General features: G+C 73.9%; 12 protein-coding genes and 1 riboswitch. Of the genes, 10 read left to right on the top strand and 2 right to left on the bottom strand.

Features of this window, described 5'->3' with window-relative positions:
• Positions 1 to 106 precede the first annotated feature (106 nt).
• On the top strand, positions 107 to 1,072 hold the full coding sequence (locus LWC33_RS26055) for a ribose-phosphate diphosphokinase (RefSeq protein ID WP_233307316.1): 966 nt from the start codon (positions 107 to 109) through the stop codon (positions 1,070 to 1,072).
• Positions 1,073 to 1,137: 65 nt separating this feature from the next.
• Here LWC33_RS26055 and treS read toward each other — a convergent pair whose 3' ends face one another.
• Positions 1,138 to 3,402 (bottom strand): maltose alpha-D-glucosyltransferase, encoded by a 2,265-nt coding sequence (treS, locus tag LWC33_RS26050; protein ID WP_233307313.1) that lies wholly within the window; start codon positions 3,400 to 3,402, stop codon positions 1,138 to 1,140.
• Positions 3,403 to 3,570: 168 nt separating this feature from the next.
• Entirely contained in the window at positions 3,571 to 5,052 is a 1,482-nt protein-coding gene (locus LWC33_RS26045) for an aminotransferase class V-fold PLP-dependent enzyme (RefSeq protein WP_233307312.1), read from the bottom strand.
• A gap of 56 nt (positions 5,053 to 5,108) precedes the next feature.
• Positions 5,109 to 5,222: riboswitch (SAM riboswitch) on the bottom strand.
• Between the two features lie 782 nt (positions 5,223 to 6,004).
• Between LWC33_RS26045 and LWC33_RS26040 the strand changes: the two genes are divergently transcribed.
• The 9 genes from LWC33_RS26040 to LWC33_RS26000 all read left to right on the top strand — a co-directional run bounded on the left by LWC33_RS26040 (position 6,005) and on the right by LWC33_RS26000 (position 15,889).
• Positions 6,005 to 6,334: a hypothetical protein gene (locus LWC33_RS26040; RefSeq protein ID WP_233307311.1), complete on the top strand. Its 330-nt coding sequence runs from the start codon at positions 6,005 to 6,007 to the stop codon at positions 6,332 to 6,334.
• 7 nt (positions 6,335 to 6,341) lie between these two features.
• Complete coding sequence (locus LWC33_RS26035) at positions 6,342 to 8,195, top strand: selenium-binding family protein (RefSeq protein WP_233307310.1); 1,854 nt, start codon at positions 6,342 to 6,344, stop codon at positions 8,193 to 8,195.
• Positions 8,179 to 10,479 carry a hypothetical protein gene (locus LWC33_RS26030; RefSeq protein ID WP_233307309.1) on the top strand — a complete coding sequence of 767 codons (2,301 nt, stop codon included), beginning with the start codon at positions 8,179 to 8,181 and terminating at the stop codon, positions 10,477 to 10,479. The genes LWC33_RS26035 and LWC33_RS26030 overlap by 17 nt, the downstream gene beginning before the upstream one ends.
• A 14-nt stretch (positions 10,480 to 10,493) precedes the next feature.
• Positions 10,494 to 11,795 (top strand): YeeE/YedE family protein, encoded by a 1,302-nt coding sequence (locus tag LWC33_RS26025; protein ID WP_233307308.1) that lies wholly within the window; start codon positions 10,494 to 10,496, stop codon positions 11,793 to 11,795.
• 20 nt (positions 11,796 to 11,815) lie between these two features.
• Positions 11,816 to 12,058 (top strand): hypothetical protein, encoded by a 243-nt coding sequence (locus LWC33_RS26020; RefSeq protein WP_233307307.1) that lies wholly within the window; start codon positions 11,816 to 11,818, stop codon positions 12,056 to 12,058.
• Positions 12,059 to 12,242: 184 nt separating this feature from the next.
• Complete coding sequence (locus LWC33_RS26015; RefSeq protein WP_233307306.1) at positions 12,243 to 12,554, top strand: hypothetical protein; 312 nt, start codon at positions 12,243 to 12,245, stop codon at positions 12,552 to 12,554.
• A gap of 183 nt (positions 12,555 to 12,737) precedes the next feature.
• A complete protein-coding gene (locus tag LWC33_RS26010; RefSeq protein ID WP_233307305.1) occupies positions 12,738 to 13,721 on the top strand; it encodes an NAD(P)H-dependent flavin oxidoreductase in 984 nt (327 codons plus the stop codon).
• Between the two features lie 184 nt (positions 13,722 to 13,905).
• On the top strand, positions 13,906 to 14,349 hold the full coding sequence (locus LWC33_RS26005) for a TraR/DksA family transcriptional regulator (protein WP_233307304.1): 444 nt from the start codon (positions 13,906 to 13,908) through the stop codon (positions 14,347 to 14,349).
• Positions 14,350 to 14,953: 604 nt separating this feature from the next.
• Positions 14,954 to 15,889 (top strand): hypothetical protein, encoded by a 936-nt coding sequence (locus LWC33_RS26000; RefSeq protein WP_233307303.1) that lies wholly within the window; start codon positions 14,954 to 14,956, stop codon positions 15,887 to 15,889.
• The last annotated feature ends 116 nt before the right edge of the window (positions 15,890 to 16,005 follow it).

Below are 16,005 nucleotides of genomic sequence, written 5' to 3'. Positions count from 1 at the left end.
CTCCGACGGCTCCGACGGCTCCGACGGCTCCGACGGCTCCGACGGCTCCGACGGCCCTGACGGCTCAGACGGCTGCTCGCTGCGCACCGGGTACGACAAGCGGCTCATGCTCTTCTCGGGGCGGGCCAATCCCGCGCTGGCGGAGGCCATCGGCGCGCGGCTCGGGATCACGCCCGGACCGATCACGTTGAGGACCTTCTCCAACGACGAGGTGTACTGCCGGTTCGAGGAGTCGATCCGCGGGGCGGACGTCTTCCTCGTCCAGCCCATGTGCGGCAACCCCGAGACCGGCGTGAACGCCAACGACGCCTTCCTCGAGCTGCTCGTCATGATCGACGCCGCGGTCGGCGCGAGCGCGCACCGCGTGATCGCCGTGACGCCCTGGTACGGCTACTCGCGGCAGGACAAGAAGTCGGCGGCGCGCGAGCCGATCTCGGCCCGCGTCGTGGCCCGCACGCTCGAGGCCGTCGGCGTCGACCGGGTGCTGACCATGGACCTGCACGCCGGGCAGCTGCAGGGCTTCTTCCAGGTCCCGGTGGACCACATGACGGCGCTGATGATGCTGGCCGACCACTTCACGGGGCCGGCGGGCCTCGCCGGGGAGGACCTGGTCGTCGTCGCGCCCGATGCGGGGCGGGTCAAGCTGAACAAGCAGTTCGCCACGCGGCTCGGCGCCGGCCTGGCGATCCTGGACAAGGAGCGCCCGCAGCAGCAGGTCGCCCAGATCGGCCACGTGATCGGCGACGTCCGCGGCAGGACCGCGATCATCGTCGACGACATCATCGACACCGCGGGCACGCTGTGCGCCGCCGGAGAGGCCGTCGCCCGGGCGGGTGCGCGGCGGGTGGTCGCGGCCGCGACCCACGCCGTGTTCAGCGGGAAGGCCTACGAGAACCTCGCCGCGTCGCCCTTCGAGCAGATCGTCGTGACGGACACGATCCCGCTGAGGCCCGGCGCCCCGGACACCGTGCACGTCGTGTCCTGCGCGCCGCTGCTCGCCGACTCGATCCGGCGGATCTTCACCAACGACTCGGTCAGCGAGGTCTTCGGCGGCCAGAACCACCCCTTCTGACCTGTGGCTCCGCCGCCCGTGGGCGGTAAGTGGTGTTCCGGCACCACGTACCACGCACAGGTGCGTCAATGCGGTTCGGCGGGCACCTCGAGCAGCAGCGAGTGGCCCTGGCGCGGCTCCAGCTCCACGACGAAGGCCTGCAGGTCGTCGACGACGCCGCACTCCTTGTCCGTGAACATGTCGACGACCCGGCTGCCGGGGACCAGGTGCTCGGAGCGCACGGTGCCGGCCACGGCCTCGGCGGCGAAGTTCAGCACCGTGACGTGCATCCGGCGGCCGCCGTCCTCGCCCGGGTCGAGCTCGTGGACCAGCACGAGCATCCCGCGGTGCGAGACGTCCGGGATGTCGACCTGCCGCGCGACCGCGATCCCGTAGCGGGACCGGACGGCCAGGATCGCCTGCAGCTGGCGGGCGAAGCTGCGCTCGTCCTCGAGCTGCGCGGGCAGCGGCCCGTACAGCGAACGGCCCCGGGGCATCCCGGACGCCGACTTCACGGCGTGCGGCGCCACGCCCATGAGGTCGTGTGCGGCGCGGTGGATCCAGCGGGTGTCGCCCTCGCCGATCAGCTCGGCGACCTCCTCGGCCGGCAGGGTGAGCATGCCGGTGAGGTCCCAGCCGGAGAGGGCGAACACACCGGGCTGCAAGGCGTTGTACATGGCCAGCAGCAGGTGGACGCGCATGATCTCGGGGACGTCGTCGTCCGTGATCGCGTCGAGCGAGGACAGCCCGAGCGTCGCGGCAATGACGGTCGCGGTGGTGCAGGCGATGCCGTTGGTGGTGAACACCTGGTTGTACGGCGCGTTCTCGCCGGTCAGCGTCGCGGTGAGGTCGGCGCGGATCCACTCGGCGAGCTGCTCGCCGGTGAGCTCCTCGCCGGCGAAGGCGTAGACGTCGTCGCGGTGCCCGTTCGCCCAGTGCACGAGCTCGTAGGTCAGCTCGTCGTGGTTCTGCAGGGCGTGCACCAGCCCGGCCGGGTCGACGCCCAGCTCGAGCGAGGTCCGCTGGGTCAGCCGCAGGAACTCGGTGTCGCCGGTGACCAGCGCGTGGTGGTAGGCGGGGCGGTTGACGAAGTCGTACGACAGGTCCGGGCCGGCCTCGGCGGTGGCGCGGATGTCGTCGATCGTCAGGTTCAGCTCCTGGAAGGTGAACCCGCCCAGCTTGCGCACCATGCTGGCGATGAGGTGGTTGGCCGCGGAGGAGAGCGGGTGGCCCTCGGACCAGGCCGGCATGCCCTCGGCGCTCTTCTCGACGCCGAGGAAGCCGTTGGCGTCGAGCCGCAGCGCGCCGGAGCCGAGGTCGGCCAGCGAGTGCACGGCGTCGCCGATCACCAGGCGCATCCCGGCGAAGGACGGGTCGAGCCAGTTGATCGAGGGCTGGCCGTCCTTGAAGTAGTGCAGGTACACCCACCGGCGGGCCACCCCGTCGACGCCGACCACCGGCTTGGTCGCGCTCCAGTTCGTCTCCTTGACGCCCGGGGCGTAGAAGATCACCCGCTGCAGCCGGCCGATGATGTACCCGGCCTTCTCGAGGGCCTCCTCGGTGGGCCCGTCGAGGTTCACCGAGTCCCGGCCCGGCGGGACCTCGGGCAGGAGGTTCCAGTCCTCCTCCTCGATCTCCACCATGTGGTAGATGCCCGGGTAGTCGCCGTACTTCAGCTCGGCGAGCCGGAAGTCCGCCCCCTTGCCGGTGTGGCCGGGCACGATGTCGTCGATGATCGTGCCGCCGGACCAGGTGGCCATGCCGCACATCGCGCGGAACTCGGCCTCCGTGCCGAAGGCCGGGTCGATCTCGGTGCCGATCCGGTCGAAGTGGCCGTCCACGCTGGACGTGAACTGCCAGCCGGAGATGCCGCCCGCGCGCTTGACCGGTCCGGTGTGGATCGCCTCGATGCCGATGGTGCAGAAGGCGTTCCAGAGCGCCTCGTCGCCCAGCGCGCAGAGGAAGGACTCGCCGGGCCGCGTGATCAGCGAGATCGGGTAGGCCGTGAACCACACCGAGGCCGACTCGACGGCCTGGCGCGGACCCGGGTCGGCGAACGGGTTCTGCCACATCGTGCCCTGGCCGGAGAACTGTCGGGCGATCTCGTTGGCGTCGGCGAGCATCGACTGGCTGAGCAGCCACGACACGTACGCCGGGTTCTCGCCGGTCGCCGCGCCGTCCTTCGCGACCGACCGCCGGACGACGGGCGACTTGGCCCGGGCCCGGTGCCGGAGCGTGCGGGGACGCGCGGGATGCAGATGCTCCGCGTAGGTGATCTCGCTGGGCTCGTGGGTCTGCTGCTCCGCGCTCTCCCCGGCCTGTCCGTGGGCCAGCGCTGCGTCGTCTGCCATCTACTCTCCGTGCTCGCCGCGACCCGGTCGTCGCCCGGGGTGGGTGTACCACCCACGCCTGCGGGGAAACGACGGTGACGCGCCGACGATGCGCCCGTACACCCGACCGCACAGGCCGAGCGGTGTGCCCCGCCGCTCGGCGACGGGCACCCGCTGGTCCTGCTCGGCTCAGTGCCCGCAGGCCGCCCCGCCCGGCCCGGCGACGGCGCCGAGCCGCAGCGGGTCGAGGTCGCGCGGGTCCGGGGTCGGGGTCCAGCGGCCGTCGACCTCCCGGTAGTCCCACTCCGGGCCGGAGGTCGCGATCGCACGGACGGCCGCGACCAGCCCGTCGACGTCCTCCACGGTGGTGTTCAGGCCGAGGCTGACGCGCACGGCGTCGGCCCCGCCGGCGAGCCGCGCGAGCAGCGGGTGGGCGCAGAAGCGGCCGTCGCGCACCCCGATGCCGTGCTCGGCGGACAGCGCCGTCGCGACGAGCCCGGCCGGGACGTCGGCGACCGTGAAGGAGGCGACGGCCACCCGGTCCGGGGCGTCGGCCCAGATCCGCAGCGGGCGGACGCCGGTGATCCCGGACAGCCCGTCGACCAGGCGGGCGAGCAGGGCCCGCTCGTGCGCGGGCGCGACCTCGTCGATCACCGGGTCCAGGGCGCGGCAGGCGGCGGCGATCGCGGCGGCGCCGAGGACGTTCGGCGTGCCGGCCTCGTGCCGGTGCGGTGCCGGGGCCCAGCTGACCTCGGCGGTGCGGTCCGCCACGCCGACCGAGCGGACCGCGCCGCCGCCGGCGAGGTACGGGGTGGCGACGTCGAGCCAGTCCCGCCGCCCGATCAGCGCGCCGGCGCCGTAGGGGGCGTAGAGCTTGTGCCCGGACAGCACGACGTAGTCCACACCGGACGCGGCGATGTCGACCCGCCGGTGCGGGGCGAGCTGGGCGGCGTCGAGCACCACCCGGGTGCCCGCGGCGTGCGCGATCGCGCAGATCTCGTCGATCGGCAGGATCTCGCCGGTCACGTTGGAGGCGCCGGTGACCGCCAGCAGCGCGGTGGGCTCGGCGGTCAGCGCGTCGCGCAGGAGCTCGAGGGTCTCGTCGACGGTGTCCGGGGCCCGCAGCACGCGGTGGTCGGTGTCGCGCCAGGCGAGCAGCGTGGCGTGGTGCTCGACGTCCAGGCAGAGCGTCGCGCCGGGAACCGCACCGGCGAGCAGGTTCAGCGCGTCGGTGGTGTTGCGGGTGAACACGACGACGTCGTCGGCGCGCGCCCCGACGAACCGGGCCACGGTCTCCCGGGCGCCCTCGAGGACCGAGGTGCAGACCTGCGAGGCGTAGCCGGCGCCGCGGTGCACGCTCGAGTAGTAGGGGAGCAGCTCGGCGACGTGGTCGGCGACCGCGCGCAGGGCGGGGGCGCTCGCGGCGAGGTCGAGGTTCGCGTAGGGCACGGTGCGGCCGTCGACCAGCGGGACCGGGAGCCCGGTGCCGACCAGCTCTGGCAGGGGCGTGGGCGCCTGGGTCCTGGTGGGCGTCGTGGTGGGCGTCGTGGTCGAGGTTGCCGTCGCGCGGATTGTGGTGGTCGCGGTGCGCGTGGGCTCCTCCGCGGCGGTGCAGCCGGGAGCCTCGGTGCAGAGCGGCCCTCGGACGGCCTGGGTACGGACGTCGGACATCGTGGATCCTCCCGGATCACTCAGGACCCGGTACGGCACGAGGTGCCGGACGTGAGGGTCCGCGCTTGCCGGCCGCGGGTGCGCGGCGGCCCGGTCGTCACCCGGAGCACCCCACCGCGGAGGAGGGTTGCCGGCCAGCGAGCCGGGGCTTGGCGCTGGCGCTCTTGACCTGACGACGACGGTAGGTCGCGATCCGTGTGTCGGTCAAGTGTGATCCGGGCCGCGGAAAGGCGCGCGGGAATGACCGGACATTGCGTGATCGGGCGTTCCAGATCGACGGCAATTGTCCGATCGGCGATGGGTCGAGCCCATTCCTGTCGCTTTCCCGCTCCGATTCCGTCGGCCGGGCGGTACTGTTCACGCTGCGTGAAGATCCACCCGCGGAGCAACTGTCACCCACTCGGGGAAGTGGTCGGAGAACGGCAGGTCGGGACGCTGACAGGTGATCGGTTCCCGGCTCGGCCGACACGATCGCGTGAAGAATTCGGTGCGGGTCACAGGCCGCCGTTCGACCCGAAGAAGGCCCGGAGAACGGTCGATTCGAGTGGCCCCGGCCACGAAAACGGGTCCGAAATGGCTCCGGAACGGCGTGGGACGGCCCTCTGTCCGACCCCGGTGATCGTCACTGCTCCGTCCGGATGACACAGTTCCGGCCATGCGCCTCACCGACTGCTTCGCCTGTCGACGTCACGTCGACCTGCGTCGCGTGGCGAGCGCGCTGTGTAGCGCGACGGTGGGCTGAGGCCCGGGCCCCTCCGGGCCGCCCCTCGCCTCTCGCCCTCCCTCGGGCGCACCGTCCGTCCGGCCGAGTTCGTGACTCCCGGTGTGCCTCGTGCGTGCCCACCGCCGCCCGCCCCACCGTCGCACGTCCGTCCATATCGGACCCGGACGGATCCCCGGGTGCCGGTCCGCCGCCGTTCGCTCCCCAGATGAGAAGAAGTGGAGACACCCCGTGCCCCGACACCGATACCGACCACCCCGGTCGGCCCTGACCCGGCTCGCCGGGTCCGCGACCCTGGCGGGCGCCGCCGTCGTCGGACTCAGCGGCCCGGCCCAGGCCGTGACCCCGGACCTGGTGCCGGACCTGGCGCCGCTGCTCACCGCCCACTACGACGAGGAGCCCGCCCCGGCTCCGACCGCCCCGTACGTGGAGCCGTCGTACACGGCGTTCGAGCAGGGCGACCTGCTGAACCAGGCCCGCGACTTCGCTCCCGCCGGCGTCCCGATCGCCGGGCTGACCCAGTCGGCGGCGGGTGCGCCCGGCCGACTGCTGCCGAGCTGAGGCCGGGATGCGCGCACGGAGGCAAAGCTTGCGAAGCCGACCATCCACGCAGAAGAAGATCCTTCTGGGGCTGCTGGCCCTCGGTGTCGTCGCCGGGGTGACCACCCTCCCCGGCGGCGACGCGTACGCCGACGTCCAGACCGTCAAGTCCTCCCTCAAGGGGGCCGACGGCAAGGACTACTGGGTCGAGAACAACATCGACACCGACGCCGCCGAGGGTTCGCACGAGGCGTCGACGCGACCGGAGTACATGGTCGTGTGGGCCGGTGACGAGAACGTCGCCGACACCGCGGTCCCGGACGTCAAGAACCTGCCGGGCTCGTTGACCAACCCGACCGACAAGGTCCGCAACGCCCTGCCGGGCCCGGACTTCATGGCGGTCGTCGACGTCACGAAGGGCTCGCCCAGCTACGGCAAGGTCGTCAACACCGCGACCGTCGGCCCGCTGGTCGAGAACGAGCCGCACCACATGCAGTACTCGTGGCGCAAGGGCGACAAGATCTACGCCGGTGGCCTCTTCTCGGCGGCCACCTACGTCTTCGACGTGTCCGCGCTGCCGGAGCTCAAGCTGTCCGGCATCAGCCTCCCCAGCCAAACCCTCTGCGGGTCGGTGCCGGACGCGTACTGGGTTCTGAAGGACGGAACGGCCTACGGGACCTACATGGGCGGCCCCGTCGTCCCGGGTCCCTGCACCTACTCCAACGGCGAGGTCCGCACCGGCAACGGGTTCGCGGGCACGCCGGGCGAGGTCGTCCGGTTCGGTCCGGACGGGCAGAAGCTGGTCGAGGCCCCGGCCGCGACCAGCACGCCGGAGGACCCGACGCAGTGCCTCAACATGCCGGCGCTCGGCCAGCCCAGCTGCGCCAACCCGCACGGCATCCAGGTCCGCGAGGACCTGAACACCATGGTCACGAGTGACTACGCCGAGCCGCGGACGATCATCCTCGACCCGGTCAAGGCGCCGTCGCCGTACCTGCGTCGACCCACGGTCCGGACCTGGGACATCTCCGACCTGAACCACCCCAAGGTGAAGTCGGTGTCCTACCTGCCGACCGGCCCGCGGTCCAACGGCCAGGACCCGCTGCACAACGAGAACCGTGCGGCGATGGAGACGACGGTGACCAACCTGCCGGGTCACAAGGGCGCCTTCGCCCAGACCATGCAGGGTGGTGCGCTGTTCTACACGCCGGACATCACGGTGCCGGAGCCGCAATGGCGGGAGATCTACGACCTGTCCAACGCGGTGAAGGAGCTCGACCCGGCCGCCGGTGACAACGGCGGTCCGAGCTCCAACGGCGGGTGGCTGCAGACCAGCCCGGACGACACGACGCTGTACCACGCCATCATCGGCCGCAAGCCCGGCGCGCTGGGCGAGGACGACCCCGGCACCTCCGGCGGCGTGATCGCGCTCGACATCTCGAAGCTGGTCGAGGCGGGCGACAAGGCCACCTGCTCGATCGACACCGCCGACGAGATCGCCGGGGGTGGCGCGGAGTCCGACTGCCCGACGCTCAAGGGGCACCAGGCGATCAACCCGGGTGTGGCCGCCGGCGGCCCGCACTGGGGCGCCCTGGACACCCTGACGCTGGGTGACGACGGCTTCTACCACCAGACCGACCAGCCGAAGCGCCTGGCGACCGCGAACTACTTCGTGGCCCGCACCGGCACCGACGGCGACCACCGCGTCTGCATCGTGGACATCGAGAAGGACGGGCAGCTGAAGCTCGACGAGGACTTCAAGGACGAGAACACGGGGGACACCTGCATCTCGTTCAACCGGGAGCGCTGGCCGCACGGCGCCTTCGGCAACGCGAAGCCCCACTCGATGCTGTTCGTGACGAACGATGCCGACATCAAGTAACACCCGGCACCGGGTCTCCCGGTCGCGGCGCGCCCTGGTGCGCCGCGGCCGGGCGGCCGCCGCGTCGGTGGTGGTGCTCCCGCTCGCCCTCGTGGCGAGCGGGGGCACCGCCCTCGCAGCCACCGCCACCCCGGCCGCGCGTGCGGCAGCGGCACTGGGGGAGCAGGCGGGGGCGGGCGTGGTGCTGCTGCGCCTGGCCCTGCTGGTCGGCACCGCACTGGCGGGCGGGATCGCCCTGGTCCACGGCGTGGTCGGTGCTCGGCGGCAGGGCGGGGCGCGGGGCCTGTTCGCCGGATACGCCTCGCGCGGGCTGCAGGTGACGGCGTGGGTGGCGGCGGGCGTCGTGGCCGCCGCGGCCGAGGTCACGCATCTCACCGGATCGGTGTCGGTGCTCGGCACCGCGGCGCACGTGGTGCTCGCCCTGGTGGCCGCGGCCCTGCTGGGGACCCGCTGGTCGGCCGCCCCGGGGGCGCTGCTGCTGGTGCTGCTCGCGGCGCAGCTCGGGTCGGCGCACACCGGCCTCGCCTTCGCGCTCGACGGGGTCTACGCCGTCGCCTCGGGCGTGCTCGTGGGGGCCACGGCGGTCGCGGCCGCGGTGTCCCGGCGGGCCGGGCCCGCGCCGGGGCCGCGGGTGGGGGAACCCGCGGTCCCGGCCGGGTCCGTGCCGTCCGCGAGCAGGGTCACCGGGGTCGCCGGTGTGCCCGTCGCGGGTGTGCTCTCTGCCGGCGTGCCCTCTGCCGGTGTGCCCTCTGCCGGTGTGCCCTTCACCGGTGTGCGCAGCCGCGCCGCCGCGGAGGCGCCGACGGAGCCCTTCGCCGCGGTGGCCCGGCCCCCGGACGACGAGGGCGTGGCCCCGCGGTCCGGGGTGCTCGCCCGGGTCGCGATCACCGCGGGACCCGTCGCCGTCGCGGCCGGGATCGCGCAGCTCCTGGTCAGTGGGCCGGAGACCGCCCACGACCTCACGGGGAGCGGGTACGGCCTGGCCGGGCTCGCGGCCGTCGTGCTGCCCGCGCTCGTGGTGGTCGGGTGGCTCGCGACGCTGCGGCCCGCCGGCCGGCTGCGGGAGCGGGAGCTGTACCGGATCGCCGGGGTCGCCGGCGTCACCGGGCTCGCGGCGGCGGCGCTGCTCGCGGCGCTGCCCCTGCCGGGACCGGGTCCCGAGCCGGGACGACCGCTGCTGCGCACCGTCGACGCCGGGGCCGAGCGACTCGCGGTGCTGGTCGCCCCGATGCGGCCGGGCCCGAACCTGGTCCGCCTCTCCGGGACGGGCTACCCGGCTCCCGGCGGCGGCTCCGTCCGGCCCGTCGCGCTCGCCACCGGCGGCCACCAGCACGGCCCGACGCTCCCCTCCGGGGCGAGCGTCTCGTCCGACACGTCCGCCCCCGCCGTCCCGTTCACGGCGCGAAACGGTGCGGCGGGCGGCTGGGCCGTCGTCGACCTGCCCGCGGGGGCGAGCACGCTGACGGTCACGGCCGGCGGCGTGACGAGCACCGTCCCCGTGGACACCGGGTCGGCGGCGGCCACCCCCGCCGAGGGTGCGCTGACCGGCCCGGACGGGCCGGAGTGCGCGGCCGCCCTGCTCGGGGACCTCGTCGGGCAGCGGCCGGGCGAGCCGGCCCCGCAGGTCGGGGCCGGGGCGGGCGGGTGTCCCGGCGACGCCCTCTCCGAGGCCGACGCCGGAGCGCTGCGGGCCACCGTGCGCACGCTCACGGACCACGGGGTGCGCAGCGTGCGCGTGGTGGCGGACGACTCGCCCCGCTCGCGGGCGGCGGCCGAGCTCGTCCGGACCCGGGCCACCGAGGCCGGCGCCCGGCTCGTCGAGCGGCCCGACGCCGACAGCGCCCTGATCGTCGTGTCCGGCTGGGCGCCCGCCGCGGTGGCCCTGCAGGAGGCCTCGGCCCGGGCCCTCGAGACCCCGACCCATCTGGGCGGAACGTATCTGGCCCCGTGGTTGTTGACGGCAGGGGTCGTGACGCGGACGTCGTCGTCCGTGGTGCCGCTGGCCTTCAACCCGCAGGACCAGCTCGCCCAGCGCTACGCCGGTGAGGTCGGCGCGGCGTTCCCCGGCGAGGCGCCCTCGACCTCCGGGTACGCCCGCTGGGCCGCCCACTCGGGCGTCCCGCTCGACGACCGCCCCACCCTGTTCGGTGCGGCCCCCGTCGACGTCCCGATGACCGTGAACCCGCCGGGCGAGACCGACGGGCACCACGGCGGCGGCAACCCCGCCGCCTGGTTCCCGAACGGCACCGTCGTCCCGGTGAGTGCCCCCCTCGATCCCTCGTGAAGGAGAGACCAGTCATGTCCGTGCTCGACGATCCGGTGGGTGGGCCGGCGGGGAACCCGCTGGTGCGGGCCCTGCGCGGGGTCCCGGCCCAGGAGCGGGCCGCGTTCGGCCCGGCCGACCGCGCGGCGCCGCCGGTCAAGTGGATCCCCTCCGCCGTGGCGGTCCTGCTGGCGGCCCTGCTGCTGTGGGGCATCTCGCGGGTCGCCCCGGCCACCACGGTCGGCACCGGCGCGCTCGGCCTCGCCCTCGGGTTCACCCTGTTCCACTCCCGCTTCGGCTTCACCTCCGGCTGGCGCCAGCTCGTGGCCGTCGGACAGGGTGCGGCGATCCGGGCGCACATGGTGATGCTCGGCGTGGCCACGGTGCTGTTCGGCGTGATCTTCGCGACGGGCATCGGGCTCTCGGGCGACCCCAAGGGCTACGTCTCGCCGGTCGGGATCGGGCTGGTCGTGGGGGCCTTCCTGTTCGGTGTCGGCATGCAGATCGGCGGCTCCTGCGCCTCCGGCACCCTCTTCGCGGTCGGTAGCGGGCAGAGCGCGATCGTGCTGACGCTGATCGGGTTCATCGTCGGCTCGGTGTTCGCCGCGCTGTCCTTCCCGTTCTGGAACGACGTCGTGCCGCAGGGCCCCTCGATCTCGCTGATCGACGTCTTCGGCGGCGTCCCCGGGGCCGTCGCCGCATCGCTGCTGGTCCTGGCGGTGATCACGGGCGCGACGTACTGGGTGGCCAGGCGCCGCAACCCGCCGCCGGTCGAGCGGCCGCCGTCGGCCCGTGGGATCGCCCGCGTGCTGCGCGGCTCGTGGCCGCTGTGGGTCGGCGCGATCGTCCTGGCCGTGCTCAACGCCGCGGTGCTGTTCGTGTCCGGCCAGCCGTGGGGCGTGACATCGGCGTTCGGGCTGTGGGGCGCCAAGGTCCTGCAGTGGTTCGGTGCCGAGCCGCAGAACTGGGCGTTCTGGCAGCAGCCGGCCAACGCGAAGTCACTCGCCGGGCCGGTCCTCGCCGACCGGATCTCGGTGCTCGACCTCGGCATCATGATCGGCGCGCTGGTCGCCTCGGCCGTCGGCGGCGCCTTCATGCTGCACAAGCGGATCCCCTGGAAGATCGCCGTCGGCGCGGTGTTCGGCGGGATCCTCATGGGGTACGGCGCGCGGCTCGCGGGGGGCTGCAACATCGGCGCCTACTTCTCCGGGATCGCCTCGTTCAGCCTGCACGGCTGGATCTGGGGTGTGGTCGCGCTGGCCGGGACGTGGGTGGGGCTGCGGCTGCGGCCGCTGTTCGGGCACACGAACCCCAAGCCGGCCGACTCGATCTGCTGATCACCAGAAGGGAACCATCCATGATCCGTGTGACCTCCGGCGTGCTCGGCGGGCTCGCCCTGACCACGCTCGCCGGCGGTGCGCTCGCCGGCACGGCGAACGCCGCCCCGGTCATCGCCGAGCCGCCGACCGAGCCGGGCCCCGCCGTCGCCGGCAACCCGGTGTGGGCGACCGACCACGTGCCGGTCCCGATCGACGACCCCACCTTCGGGGTCTTCGACGCGATCGCGCCGGCCTACGGCCTCGTCGGCGGTGTCAACTAGCCGACCTGCCCACCGGGGACCGGAGCCGTCACGACCTCGCGAGCGGTCGTGGCGGCTCCGGTGTGTCCGGGGTGTCCGCGGTGGCCGCCGCTCGTCGGTCCACGGGGCCCGTTCGCGGACCCGCCGGGTGAGGAAGTCCCCGGGTCCTTCCCGGGGCAACCTTCCGGGCGTCAGGGTGGCGCCCATGCTGTACATCGGGCCGGCGGCCGACGAGTCGACGGACGAGCACGAGGGCTACGTCGCCGGGCTCGACGCCGCCGGCCGGGCCACCGACATCTGGACCGACGTCCGGGACCGCTGGTCCGCGTACGTCGCCGTGATCCCCCGGTGCGAGTGCGGCTGGTCGGGCCTGCCACAGCCGGCCGACGCCGCGGGGCACCGGGCCGCCGAGCGGGAGTGGATCGACGGGCACTTCGCCGCCGTCGTCGGGACGGGGCCGTGGCCGGACGAGATGTTCCTGCGGTCCCCGGTCCGGGCGGCCTCCGCCGTGACCTGAGCTCCGTGACCTGAGCTCCGTGACCTGAGCGCCGTGACGTGAGCCGGAGTTCATTGACGCGCCGCGCGCGCGACGGGCACGATCACGGGGACGAGGACTAGTCGATCGTTCGTTCAGTGGGGCTTCTCGCGGCCGGGCGCACCGGGCGGGTGCGGCCCCCGGCGGGCGGGGAGCGGAGCAAGGATGCGGACGCGCTTCACGGAACTGTTCGGGGTCGAGCACCCCATCGCGCAGGGCGGCATGCAGTGGGTCGGGCGGGCGCCGCTCGTCGCCGCGGTGGCCAACGCGGGCGGCCTGGGCTTCATCACGGCCCTCACCCAGCCCACCCCCGAGGACCTGCGGGCGGAGATCCGGCGGTGCCGGGAGCTGACGGACAAGAACTTCGGTGTCAACCTCACGATCCTGCCCGCGATCGTGCCGCCGCCCTACGCGGAGTACCGGCAGGTGATCATCGACGAGGGCGTGCCCTTCGTCGAGACCGCGGGGTCGAACCCCGTCGAGCACCTCGAGCACTTCCACTCCGCCGGCATCAAGGTGATCCACAAGTGCACCTCGGTCCGGCACGGGGTCAAGGCGCAGAACCTGGGCGTCGACGCCCTGTCCATCGACGGCTTCGAGTGCGCCGGGCACCCCGGTGAGGACGACGTCCCCGGGCTGATCCTGCTGCCCGCCGCGGCCGACGCCCTGGAGATCCCGTTCATCGCCTCCGGCGGCTTCGGCGACGGGCGCGGGCTCGCCGCGGCGCTCGCACTGGGCGCCGACGGCATCAACATGGGCACCCGCTTCATGGCGACCGTGGAGTCGGGCATCCACCAGAACGTGAAGGACCGCCTGGTCGAGGCGGGGGAGCGGGACACCCAGCTGATCTTCCGGCAGCTGCGCAACACCGCCCGCGTGGCCGACAACGCCGTGTCCCGCGAGGTCGTCGAGAAGCTCAAGGCCGGCGCGCAGTTCGAGGACGTCCGCGACCTCGTGGCGGGCAAGCGCGGTGCGGTCGTCTACGAGACCGGCGACCTCGACCACGGCATCTGGTCGGCCGGGATGGTGCAGGCGCTCATCCGCGACATCCCGACCTGCGAGGAGCTGATCACCCGCATCGTCCGGGAGGCCGAGGAGATCATCACCAGCCGCCTCGCCGGGTTCGTCGGGGCGCCCGCGGCGGTCTGAGCCCCTGCGACTCGACGGTTCCGGTAGCGCGAGTCGGGCTGTGGGCTCCCGCGAGTCGGGGTGTGGGCTTCCGCGAGTCGGGGTGTGGGTTTCCGCGAGTCGCGACGACCGGGGCGCGAGTCGGGGTAGCGCGAGTCGGTCGGGAGGAGCTGCGGTCGACGGGCGGGGCCGGGAGAGTGGAGGCATGCCTCCCGATCCCGGCCCCGACGCCGTCGCGCGCTCCGCCGCGGACCCTGGAGAGCCGACGGAGCTGTCGTCGGCCGGTCCGTCGCGCCCCGCCGACCGGATCGCGGCGGCACGCGCCGCCGCCGTCGCCCGGGCCGCGGCTCTCGAGGTGCAGGTCGCGGCGCTCGCGGAACAACAGGCGTTGACCACGCACGACGACGAGCACGACCCCGAGGGCGTCACGATCGGCTACGAGCGCGCCCAGCTCCTCGGCCTGCTCGGCGGCGCCAGGGACGAGATCGCAGCCCTCGACCGTGCCGCAGACCGCCTGCGTGAGGGCGGCTACGGCCGCTGCGCCCACTGCGGGGCCGTCATCCCCGAGGTCCGCCTCGAGGCCCTCCCCGCCGCCGACACCTGCCTGGCCTGCGCCGATCTCCGGCACGGCCGCCGTCGACGCCACTGAGCCGACGGCTCCCCCACCCGCCAGCCCTCTCACACCCGCTCCGGCGTCCGGACACGCGTGCAGAGCTCGGCACACCCCGTCGGCGACGGGTGTCGTGCGTTGGGGGTGTGCCGGCGTACGGGCCGTCCGGGGCATTGGCCCTGCAAGCCTCCGCGGTTGTTGCCTTCCCACCGGTCGGTTCCGGCCGACCGACCTCCACGACCGCCGACGCCGCTGAGGCGCTCCGGTTCGCACATCCACCGGATCCCGCATCCCGCCCCTCCCACACCCACTCGGGCCGTCCGACACAGCCGCTCGCCCCTCCCACACCCACTCGGGCGCCTGGTCACACCCGGGAGGGGCGCGGAACACCCCGTCGACGAGCTGTGTCGCGCCGCTCCGGTTGTGCCGCTCCGGCTCCCCCGCACAGCACGCAGCGGACGCCCGGGCCGCAGTGTCCTTCTGCGCCGCGGCTCCGGTTGTGCTGCGTCGTTCCGGTTGTGCTGCGTCGTTCCGGCTGCGCCGCGCCGTTCCGGCTGTGTGATCCGGTGCCGGTCGTTCGCGATCGTGACGGGATGGCGCGAGTCGACCCGGCACCGTCCCGTCGACCGGCACCCTCCCACCCATGGACCCCCACGGCCTCCGCACCCGGCGCTCCCTGCTCGACGCGGGTTCCACTGCCGCCGAGATCCGGCGGATGCGCAGCTCCGGCACACTCGCGCTCGTTCGACGCGGCGCCTCTACCGACCCGGCCGACGACCGTCTCGAGACGCCCGAGGCACGGCACGCCCTACTGGTGCAGGCGACGCTGCCGCTGCTGGCGAAGGGCTCGGTGATCAGCCACGCCTCCGCAGCCGTGCTGCACGGGCTACGGCTGTGGGCGGTCCGGCTCGACCAAGTGCATGTCACCCGTGACGCGACCAGTGGCGGCCGGACGTCGCGCCGCCTCCACCTGCACACCGCGCGGTTGCACGACGACGAAGTCGTCGAGGTCGACGGCGTCGCCGTCACCTCGCTGGCCCGCACTGCGGTCGACCTCGCCCGGACGCTGCCGTACGAGCAGGCCGTCGTCGCCGTCGACTCTGCGCTCGACCTGCGGCGAGCGCGCACGCCAGGGCGGGCACCGCTCACGCGAGTGGACTGGGACGACGCGATCGGCAGAGCCACCGGCTGGCCGGGTGGACCGGCGGCGCGCCGGGTCGGACGGTTCGCAGCCGACGGTGCGGAGAGCGCGGGGGAGTCCCGCAGCCGGATCGCGATCGTAGCGGCCGGTCTCCCGCCGCCGGTCCTGCAACTCGTCGTTCCCCGGGTGGCGCACGGTGCCGACGGGCGAGTGGACTTCGCCTGGCGGGAGCAGCGCGTGGTCGGGGAGTTCGACGGCCGCGTGAAGTACGGGCGGCTGCTCGCACCCGGGCAGGAGGCCGGCGACGCGGTCTTCGCGGAGAAGGTGCGCGAGGAGGCGATCCGCGCCGCCAGCTGGACGGTCCTGCGCTGGACCTGGGGCGAGCTCCGCGAGTTCGGCCCGGTCGCCGCCCGCCTCCGCCGCGCTCTCGACGGCTGATCGACGCTCGCACATCGGACGCCGTGTCTCGCAGCCCGTCGACAGCGTGTGCGACGGACACCGCAGTAGTGGCGCCGCGGACAACCGGTTGTGGCGCGCCGGATGGGGTGCGCAGT

It is taken from the genome of Pseudonocardia terrae, assembly GCF_021343995.1.
Classification (GTDB): domain Bacteria; phylum Actinomycetota; class Actinomycetes; order Mycobacteriales; family Pseudonocardiaceae; genus Pseudonocardia; species Pseudonocardia terrae.
The sequence above is the reverse complement of the archived record's forward strand: the minus strand, read 5'-3'. Positions and strand labels throughout refer to the sequence as shown.